Origin of the sequence: Marinimicrobium sp. (genome assembly GCF_002695945.1) — a bacterium.
In the GTDB taxonomy this organism is placed as follows: Bacteria; Pseudomonadota; Gammaproteobacteria; order Pseudomonadales; family Cellvibrionaceae; genus Marinimicrobium; species Marinimicrobium koreense.
The window spans coordinates 47,145-56,386 of the sequence record NZ_NZQP01000044.1; the positions used below are offsets into that span (position 1 = coordinate 47,145).

General features: G+C 58.4%; 7 protein-coding genes and 1 pseudogene. 5 read left to right on the plus strand and 3 right to left on the minus strand.

The window, feature by feature from the left end:
* Window positions 1-5 precede the first annotated feature (5 nt).
* The 5 genes from CMG77_RS10180 (at window position 6) to CMG77_RS10200 (ending at window position 4,758) form a co-directional block, all read left to right on the plus strand.
* Window positions 6-623, plus strand: a complete 618-nt coding sequence (locus tag CMG77_RS10180; RefSeq protein WP_286804293.1) for a dUTP diphosphatase — start codon at window positions 6-8, stop codon at window positions 621-623.
* 210 nt (window positions 624-833) lie between these two features.
* A complete protein-coding gene (locus CMG77_RS10185; protein ID WP_286804292.1) occupies window positions 834-2,162 on the plus strand; it encodes a UDP-glucose dehydrogenase family protein in 1,329 nt (442 codons plus the stop codon).
* Between the two features lie 351 nt (window positions 2,163-2,513).
* Window positions 2,514-3,014, plus strand: a complete 501-nt coding sequence (rfaH, locus tag CMG77_RS10190) for a transcription/translation regulatory transformer protein RfaH (protein ID WP_286904339.1) — start codon at window positions 2,514-2,516, stop codon at window positions 3,012-3,014.
* A gap of 154 nt (window positions 3,015-3,168) precedes the next feature.
* Entirely contained in the window at window positions 3,169-3,618 is a 450-nt protein-coding gene (locus CMG77_RS10195) for an NfeD family protein (protein ID WP_286804290.1), read from the plus strand.
* Window positions 3,619-3,831: 213 nt separating this feature from the next.
* Window positions 3,832-4,758: an SPFH domain-containing protein gene (locus tag CMG77_RS10200; RefSeq protein WP_286804289.1), complete on the plus strand. Its 927-nt coding sequence runs from the start codon at window positions 3,832-3,834 to the stop codon at window positions 4,756-4,758.
* A gap of 149 nt (window positions 4,759-4,907) precedes the next feature.
* Here CMG77_RS10200 and cysN read toward each other — a convergent pair whose 3' ends face one another.
* From cysN to CMG77_RS15905, 3 genes and pseudogenes are all read right to left on the minus strand, one after another.
* Complete coding sequence (gene cysN, locus CMG77_RS10205) at window positions 4,908-6,812, minus strand: sulfate adenylyltransferase subunit CysN (RefSeq protein WP_286804288.1); 1,905 nt, start codon at window positions 6,810-6,812, stop codon at window positions 4,908-4,910.
* Between the two features lie 237 nt (window positions 6,813-7,049).
* Window positions 7,050-8,486: a sulfate adenylyltransferase subunit CysD gene (gene cysD / locus CMG77_RS10210; RefSeq protein WP_286804300.1), complete on the minus strand. Its 1,437-nt coding sequence runs from the start codon at window positions 8,484-8,486 to the stop codon at window positions 7,050-7,052.
* A gap of 225 nt (window positions 8,487-8,711) precedes the next feature.
* Window positions 8,712-8,903, minus strand: a pseudogene (locus CMG77_RS15905) (helix-turn-helix domain-containing protein); the annotation flags it as partial.
* Window positions 8,904-9,242: the final 339 nt, after the last annotated feature.

Here is a 9,242-nt window from a genome sequence, read left to right on the forward strand (position 1 = left end):
ATCTGATGCCCCGCACCCAACAACTGATGATCATGCTCGACCTGCAAGACAGCATGAACACCAAAGTCCACCCGGAATGGCGCTCCCAGCAATTTGAGTTCTACCGCGCGATCTGGATCGAATGCGCGGAGCTGCTCGAACACTACGGCTGGAAATGGTGGAAAAAACAGACCCCAGACACCGAACAGGTCGCCCTCGAACTGATCGACATCTGGCACTTCGGCCTCAGCATCCTCCTGCAGAACAGCGACGACCTAGACGCACTGGCCGCCGACATCGACCAACAGCTCAACGTCACTACCGACGAACCCGACTTCCGCCTCGACCTGGAAGCCTTCGCCGGCGCCACCCTGGCCGACCGCCAGTTCCACATCGGCAAATTCGGCCGTCTGATGGCGGGTGTCGATATGAGCTTTGAAGACCTCTATCGGGGCTATGTCGGTAAAAACGTCCTCAACTTCTTCCGCCAGGACCACGGGTATAAGGATGGCAGCTACCGCAAGCACTGGCAGGATGGTCGGGAAGACAATGAGCACCTGGTGGAAGTGGTGCGGGAACTGGATGCGGGGAGTCCCAGCTTCAAAGATGACCTCTATCAGGCACTGTCTGCGCGGTATCAGTAGTGGGAGCGGCGGATGCGCTTCGCTTATCCGCCCTACGGCCTAGCGCAGCGGTATAAACCTGCGTAGGGCGGATAAGCCGAAGGCGCATCCGCCGTTACCAAACCCCGCCGCATCCACCGCATCCAAACCCACACATAGAAATACCCACCCAACCCCGTTATCATACGCCCCAACGAAATCCACTCTCTTTATGAAAGGGACCTTACCCGCATGAAAGTTACCGTATTTGGCACCGGCTACGTCGGTCTGGTGCAAGGCGCCATCCTCTCCGAAGTCGGCCATGACGTGGTCTGCGTTGATGTAGACGCCAAAAAGGTCGAGCGCCTTAAAAACGGTGAAATCCCGATTTACGAACCCGGCCTGGAGCCGCTGGTGACTGAAAACTACGCCGCTGGCCGCCTGCATTTCACCACCGACGCGGCCGAGGCCGTCAAACACGGTGACCTGCAATTCATCGCCGTGGGTACTCCGCCGGACGAGGACGGCTCCGCCGACCTCAAATACGTGCTGGCCGTGGCCGAGACCATTGCCACCCACATGGAAAAGCGCCAGGTCATTATCGACAAGTCCACCGTGCCCGTGGGCACCGCCGACAAGGTAAAAGCCAAAGTCGCGGAAACCCTGGAAAAGCGCGGCCGCACCGACCTCGAGTTCGCCGTGGTGTCCAACCCCGAATTCCTGAAAGAAGGCTCTGCGGTGGCCGACTGCATGAAGCCGGACCGTATTATCATCGGCACCGATGACGACTACGCCGAGGAAATCATGCGCGAGCTGTACGCGCCGTTCAACCGCAACCATGACAAGGTCATGATCATGGACGTGCGCAGTGCTGAGCTGACCAAATACGCCGCCAACTGCATGCTAGCCACCAAAATCAGCTTTATCAACGAAATTGCCAACCTGGCCGAATTGCTGGGTGCGGATATCGAAGCCGTGCGGCAGGGCATCGGCAGCGACCCGCGCATCGGCTACCAGTTTATCTACCCCGGCGTGGGCTACGGCGGCTCCTGCTTCCCGAAAGACGTCCAGGCCCTGATTCGCACCGCGGACGACATCAACTTTGACGCCAAAGTACTCAAGTCGGTAGAAGCGCGTAACAACGAACAGAAAACCACCCTGTTCCAGAAAATCAACAAACACTACGGCGGCGACCTGAAGGGCAAAACCTTCGCCGTCTGGGGCCTGTCGTTCAAGCCCAACACCGACGACATGCGCGAAGCCCCGGCCCGGGTGCTGATGGAAGCCCTCTGGGCCGCCGGCGCGACGGTGCAGGCTTATGATCCGGAAGCGATGGAAGAAACCCAGCGTATCTACGGCACCCGTGACGACCTGAGCCTGTGCGGCACCAAAGAAAGCACCCTCAAGGGCGCCGACGCCCTGGTGATAGTCACCGAATGGCAGGCCTTCCGCGCCCCGGATTTCGATCTGATCAAACAGCAACTGGCCCAGCCGTTGGTGTTCGACGGTCGTAACCTGTTTGATCCGAAGCGGATGGTCAAAAAAGGGTTTACGTACTACTCCGTGGGCCGGCCATCGTAAAGTCCGGCAACGGCGGATGCGGTTTATACCGCTGCGCTCGGCCCCTACGGAAACCGTGGCAGTAATGGCCGGCAACGGCGGACGCGGTTTATACCGCTGCGCTCGGCCCCTACGCAAACCACGCCAATAACGACCGGCAACGGCGGATGCGCCTTCGGCTTATCCGCCCTACGCAAACCACGGCATAATGGCCGGCAACGGCGGATGGCACGGAAGCTCGCGTAGGGCGGATAAGCGCGAAGCGCGCATCCGCCGTAACCCAACCCGACGCATCCGCCGAAACCAAATTCTGCGGATTCGCCAAACGATTGCCAACAACCCGGCGCGCAGAACGTGCCCGATGAAGATGTTATGACCCAACCCCAATGGTACCTGGTGCAATGCAAACCGCGGCATGCGTTTCGGGCCGAGGAGCACCTCGCCAACCAGGGCTTTGACTGCTTTCTTCCTTCGCACCGGGTCAAACGCAAACACCGCGACAAATCCCGGCTCGTTACCGAGCCGTTATTCCCGCACTACCTGTTCATTCGTCTGGACGACGAGAGCAACTGGGGTGTCATCCGCTCCACGCGCGGCGTCGCCCAGGTGGTGACCTTCAATGGCGTGCCCAAACCGGTACCCGACGATATCATCGAAGGCCTCCGGCAACACTGCGCGCTGCTTAATGGCGCCGAGCCAGAACCCTTGTTCAAGGCAGGGGACCGGGTGGTGATCACCAAGGGCGCCTTCCGCGAACTGGAAGCGGTGGTGCATGCCACCAAAGGCGAGGAGCGGGTGGTCCTGCTACTCAACCTCCTCAACCAACCCCAGCACATCGAAGTCCCCACCCACTCCCTAAGTAGGTCGGATTAGCGCACAGCGCGTAATCCGACAGTTACCCCCTTAGCACGAACGTCGGATTACGCGCTGCGCGCTAATCCGACCTACCCAAGAGCAGAGGGTGTCGTGCGCGGCGGCGGATGGTACTATGACAGCCTGAACCAATAACAACCGCACGGACGTTACTATGCTGATTACCACCTACGCATTCTGGCTATTGCTGGGCATCGCCTTGCTGCTCTCCGAGCTGTTTATCCCCGGACTGATCGCCGCCTTCTTCGGCATTGGCGCGCTACTGGTAGGCGTGCTCACGCTACTGGGCATCATCGACACCCTGGCCGCCCAACTGGCCGTCTTTACCGTGTTCAGCCTCGTGGCCCTGTTCGCTCTGCGCAAACACTTCCACCGCTGGCTACGCGGCACCGAAGCCGACCCCTCCGCCAAAGATATGGACGACGCTGGCGTCATCGGCTCCAGAGTCAAAGTCCTGACCGACTTCACCGACGGCACCGGCAGCGTGCAGCTCAACGGCGCCAAATGGGACGCCGAATCTCCCGACTCCCTGAAAATGGGTGACTCCGCGTGGGTCAGCGAACACAAAGGCATTATTTTGGTAGTCAGCGCCACCAAACCTTAAGGTCGATACGATACAGGTTTTTTATGCCACTGAGGCCCTGCAAGGAGGGAACCCTTTCAAGACCGTAAGCGGAGGGACTCCGCGCGTCGAGCCCCCATGGATGGGTTTACGGCGTGTCTTGAAAGGGTTCCCTCCTTGCAGGGCCGGACGCGATGTAAACAATCCAACTCAATATAAACACACAATTCATAATCAAACCCCGGAGAACCACCAATGGAACTTGATATCCCCACAATCATCATGCTGGCCATCGTCGCGCTGGTCATCATCACCCTCGTCAAAACCGTACGCATCGTCCCACAGCGATCCGCCTTCATCGTCGAGCGCCTCGGCAAATACGCCAAAACCCTCGAAGCCGGCTTCCACATCCTGATTCCTTTCATTGACAAAGTGTCCTACCAGCACACACTGAAAGAAGAAGCCATCGACGTCCCCAGCCAGGCCTGTGTGACCAAAGACAACATCCAGGTGGTCGTCAATGGCGTCATCTACCTGCAAGTCATCGACCCGAAACTCGCCAGCTATGGTATCAGCGACTACCGCTACGCCGGCATCCAGCTGGCGCAAACCACCCTGCGTTCAGTGGTGGGTAAAATCGATCTGGATAAAACCTTTGAAGAGCGGGAATCGATCAACGTCCAGGTAGTGCAGGCGCTGGACGAAGCGGCCAAACCCTGGGGCGTGAAAGTCATGCGCTACGAAATTGCCGACATCGAACTGCCCGCCACCATTCTAGATGCGCTGGAAAAACAGATGCGGGCCGAACGTGAACGTCGCGCCACCGTCGCCGAATCCGAAGGCGAGCGTCAGGCAAAAATCAACGTATCCGAAGGGCAGAAGCAGGAAACCATCAACCTGTCCGAAGCCGAAAAGCTGCGTCAGATCAACGAAGCCGAAGGTAAAGCGCGGGAAATCGAAATGATCGCCACCGCCACCGCCGAAGGTATTCGCCGCGTCGCGGAAGCCATCAACCTGGAAGGCGGCAAGGATGCGGTGAACTTGCGTGTAGCGGAACAGTACGTACGTGAGTTTGGCAAGTTGGCGAAAGAAAACAACACCATGATCCTCCCCGCCGAATTCGCCGACATCGGCGGCGCCGTCGCCGCCATAACCCGTACATTGGAGTCCGCCAAAAAATAACGGATGCCGTGGACAGAGGTTTGCGTAGGGGCCGAGCGCAGCGGTATGACCCGCATCCGCCGTTACCGTGCGTGACGTGTATTTACGGCGGATGCGCTTCGCTTATCCGCCCTACGCGGACAACGCCGTACGCCGCCCGTCCAACACAACTACGCCAAATACCCCCGATCCGCCATAAACTGAATCACCCGCTCGGCGGCCTCATCGGCGGAAATATCCGTGGTATTCAACACACACTCCGGATTCACCGGCGGTTCATAAGGCGAGTCGATCCCGGTAAAGTTCTTCAACTCACCCTTGCGCGCCTTGCGATACAAGCCTTTCACATCCCGCTGCTCAGCCACTTCCAGAGGCGTATCCACATACACCTCCACAAACTCATTGGCTTCCAACAGGTTGCGAGCCATATCCCGCTCCGAGCGGAAGGGCGAAATAAACGCGGTAATCACAATCAGCCCCGCGTCCACCATCAGCTTGGCCACTTCTGCAATCCGGCGGATGTTCTCCACCCGGTCTGCATCGGTAAAGCCCAGGTCCTTGTTAAGACCGTGACGCACGTTATCGCCGTCCAGAAGGTAGGTGTGATGCCCCCGCGCATACAGCTTCTTTTCCACCAGGTTGGCAATGGTGGATTTGCCCGCGCCGGACAAACCGGTCAGCCAAAGAACGCAAGGCTTCTGGTTCTTCAGCTGCTGGCGCGCCTGCTTGTTCACATCCACGTGCTGAACGGTAATGTTCTGGCTGCGGCGCAGCGAGAAGTGGATCATGCCCGCGCCCATGGTGTTGTAAGTCAGGCGATCAATCAGAATAAAACCACCGGTATCGTGGTTATCTTTATAGGCATCAAAGGCGATGTCCTGGTCCAGATTGATGGTGCACACCCCGATGCCGTTCAGCGCCAGGTTTTTGGCCGCCGTGTGCTCCAGAGTGTTCACATTTACCTGATACTTGATGTCGGTGATAGTGGCCGACACGGTTTTGGTGCCGATCTTCATCAGGTAGGTGCGGCCCGGCAGCATCGGGTCGTCATTCATCCAGACGATGGTCACCTCGAACTGATTGGCGACGGAGGCGGGGGTGTCAGACGCACAGAGCAGGTCACCCCGCGAAATATCGATCTCGTCGGTCAGGGTCAGGGTCACGGACTGCCCAGCGACGGCTTTGTCCAGATCACCGTCGAGCGTGTAAATGCGCTCCACGTAACTTTCTCGACCGGAGGGCAGGGTGCGTATTTTATCGCCCGGGTGAATGACCCCGCTGGCGAGCTGCCCGGAGAAGCCCCGAAAATCCAGATTGGGTCGGTTCACCCACTGCACCGCCATGCGGAAGGGCGATTCCTGCATCAGCTCATCATCCACCTCGACCGTTTCGAGGTAACCCATCAGGGTCGTACCCCGATACCAGGGCATGCGCTCACTGCGCTCAATGATATTGTCGCCCCGGAGCGCGGACATCGGAATAAAGGTGATGTTCTCCAGACCGATCTGCTTGGCGAACTCACGATATTCTTCAACGATGCGATTAAACGTTTTTTCCGAATAATCCATCAGGTCCATCTTGTTGATTGCCACCACCACATGGCGAATGCCGATCAGTGCGGCGAGATAACTGTGGCGCTTGGTCTGGGTCAGAATGCCCTTGCGGGCATCGACCATCAGAATCGCCGCATCGGCGGTGGAGGCGCCGGTCACCATATTGCGGGTGTACTGCTCATGCCCCGGGGTGTCGGCAACAATGAACTTGCGACGGTCGGTGGAGAAAAACCGGTAGGCCACATCGATGGTAATGCCTTGCTCGCGTTCGGCGGCCAGTCCATCCACCAGCAGCGCGAAATCCATCTCCTCACCTTGGGTGCCCCAACGGGCCGAATCCGCTTCCACGGCGGCGAGCTGGTCTTCAAACAGCATCTTGGACTCGAACAGCAAGCGCCCAATGAGGGTGCTCTTGCCATCGTCTACGCTACCGCAGGTAATAAAGCGCAACAGGCTCTTGTGCTCGTGCTGCTCCAGGTATTCGTTAATGTCTTCCGCGATCAAACTCGATTGGTGGCTCATAATCTTGTCCTGTGAATCTCTTTTGGCATCGGCGGATGCGGGCTGCGCCCTTATCCGCCCTACGCAAATTTGGGTGCTGAGGTCCGGGAAGGGAAACCCCTTTCAAGACCGTAAGCGGCGGGAGTCCGCGAGGCGAGCCCCCAGGGATGGGTTTACGGCGTGTCTTGAAAGGGGTTTCCCTTCCCGGACCGGACGTGATGACACACCACTCTCGCCAAAACCCAACCCAAATATTGCTCAAAAATACCCTTCCTGCTTCTTCTTCTCCATCGACGCGGAAGAATCATGGTCAATCATCCGCCCCTGGCGCTCCGAAGTGCGGGTCAACAACATCTCCTGAATAATATCCGGCAGAGTATCCGCCTCGGACTCAACCGCGCCGGTCAACGGATAACAACCCAGCGTCCGGAAACGCACCTTCTTCATCATCGGCACCTCGCCGGGATTCAACGGCATACGGTCATCATCCACCATGATCAGCGTACCGTCGCGCTCCACCACTGGGCGCTCGGCGGAGTAATACAAAGGCACAATCGGAATCTGCTCCAGATGGATGTACTGCCAGATATCCAGCTCCGTCCAGTTCGACAGCGGGAACACACGAATGGACTCTTTCGGGTGTTTTTTCGCGTTGTACAGCTTCCAGATCTCCGGGCGCTGGTTCTTCGGATCCCACCGATGGTTGGCGGTACGGAAGGAAAAAATCCGCTCCTTCGCACGGGACTTCTCCTCATCCCGGCGCGCGCCCCCAAAGGCCGCATCGAACCCGTACTTGGTCAACGCCTGCTTGAGCGCCTCGGTTTTCATGATGTCAGTATGAATGGCCGAGCCATGCGTAAAGGGATTGATGCCTTGGGCACGGCCCTCCTCGTTGACGTGGACAATCAGCTTCATGCCGGTTTCCTTCGCCATGCGCGCGCGGAACTTATACATCTCCTGAAACTTCCAGGTGGTATCCACGTGCAACAAAGGGAAGGGCGGAACGGACGGGGCGAAGGCCTTCATCGCCAGGTGCAGCATTACGGCACTGTCTTTACCGATGGAGTACAGCATCACCGGATTCTCCGTTTCCGCGACCACTTCGCGCATAATCTGAATGCTCTCGGCTTCCAGCCGCTGAAGGTGTGTGAGTGCCATAGGATTCCTCTTCTGTGGTTTGCGCAATGCCGAGGGGTCGGCATCGGGTTGTGATTGTTTGGTCTTTGGGTGTGACGGGTTGGGACTATTCAATGGTGGATGACGGCCTTCGGCCTTATGCCACCCTACGGTTGGGGAGGGCGTCTGGGGATCGGTTGGCCAGTGGGGTATCGTCAAAAGCTGAATCGGTTTGTCGCCGGCCAACCAAGGTCGCAGCAGCTCATGCCGGCTTAAATCCACCGACTGAAACACCAGAACCGCCTCGTCGCCCAGGGTTTGTTCCAGGCGTTCAAGAAACGCGGCGATATCGTCCGCACGAGGCGGGGTAGGGAAGGCCGACCACAATAACTGGCCTCGACCGTCCCGGGCAAAGAGCTGATAGCCGCGCAGCGGCTCACCCTCATACTCACCATTGATAGAGCGAACACCCCCGGTAAGCACCTTCCGTCGCCCAGGCTCCACCCCACGTTCGGCAAGCAGCTGATCCGGCACCCCGCGGGAAGGTCCGTCAGCGACGCTCAACCCCCACCGCTCCATATACCGCCCGGCACTCCGCCCAGTAACCTCAATCCCCCGAGTCTCCAGAAACCCGCTCACAGCCCGAAGACTCCAAAGCTCACCCTCAAAGCTCGGCGCGGCTGGTGTAGGGCGGATAAGCACAGAGTGCGCATCCGCCGTTGTCACACCCTCTGCATCTGCCGCTCGCAATTGGGTTGCACTCGTCGTCGCGTATTCACGGGTATTAGACGCTTCGCGCCCCCGACGCCCCCGAGCCTTAGTCTCCACCGCCGCCCAACCTCCGGCCACAAACCGCTTGTAAGCGTCCGTAATAGTCGGTCGAGTTAACCCCGTTAACTCACTGATTTCCTTATAGGTTTTCTGCTCAATCCGCAGCCGCACCGCCTGCTTACGCAGCCGGTTCAAGTCATCCGCAGAGAGCTTTTTACCACCCATAACCCATCCATCAGTGATCAGAAAACACCCAGATTACCCAACAAACAACTCAATGTAAAACATTTAATGTCGCAGTCTCACGCCCGGCTTCCCGTAGTCCAGTAGGTCGGCTTAGGCCAAAGGCCGTAAGCCGACAGTGTGCCTCGGCGGTGTTGTGTCTGCTTACGGCCTGCGGCCTAAGCCGACCTACGGTACTCTTCAGTCGGTATGGTCACGGCGGATGCGCCTGCGGCTCCGAGGCGTTGGACCGATCCGCCCTACGACAGGCTTTGGTTGTTGCGTTGATTTGGGTAACGGCGGATGCGGGCTTCGCCCTCCGAGGCGTCGGACCGATCCGCC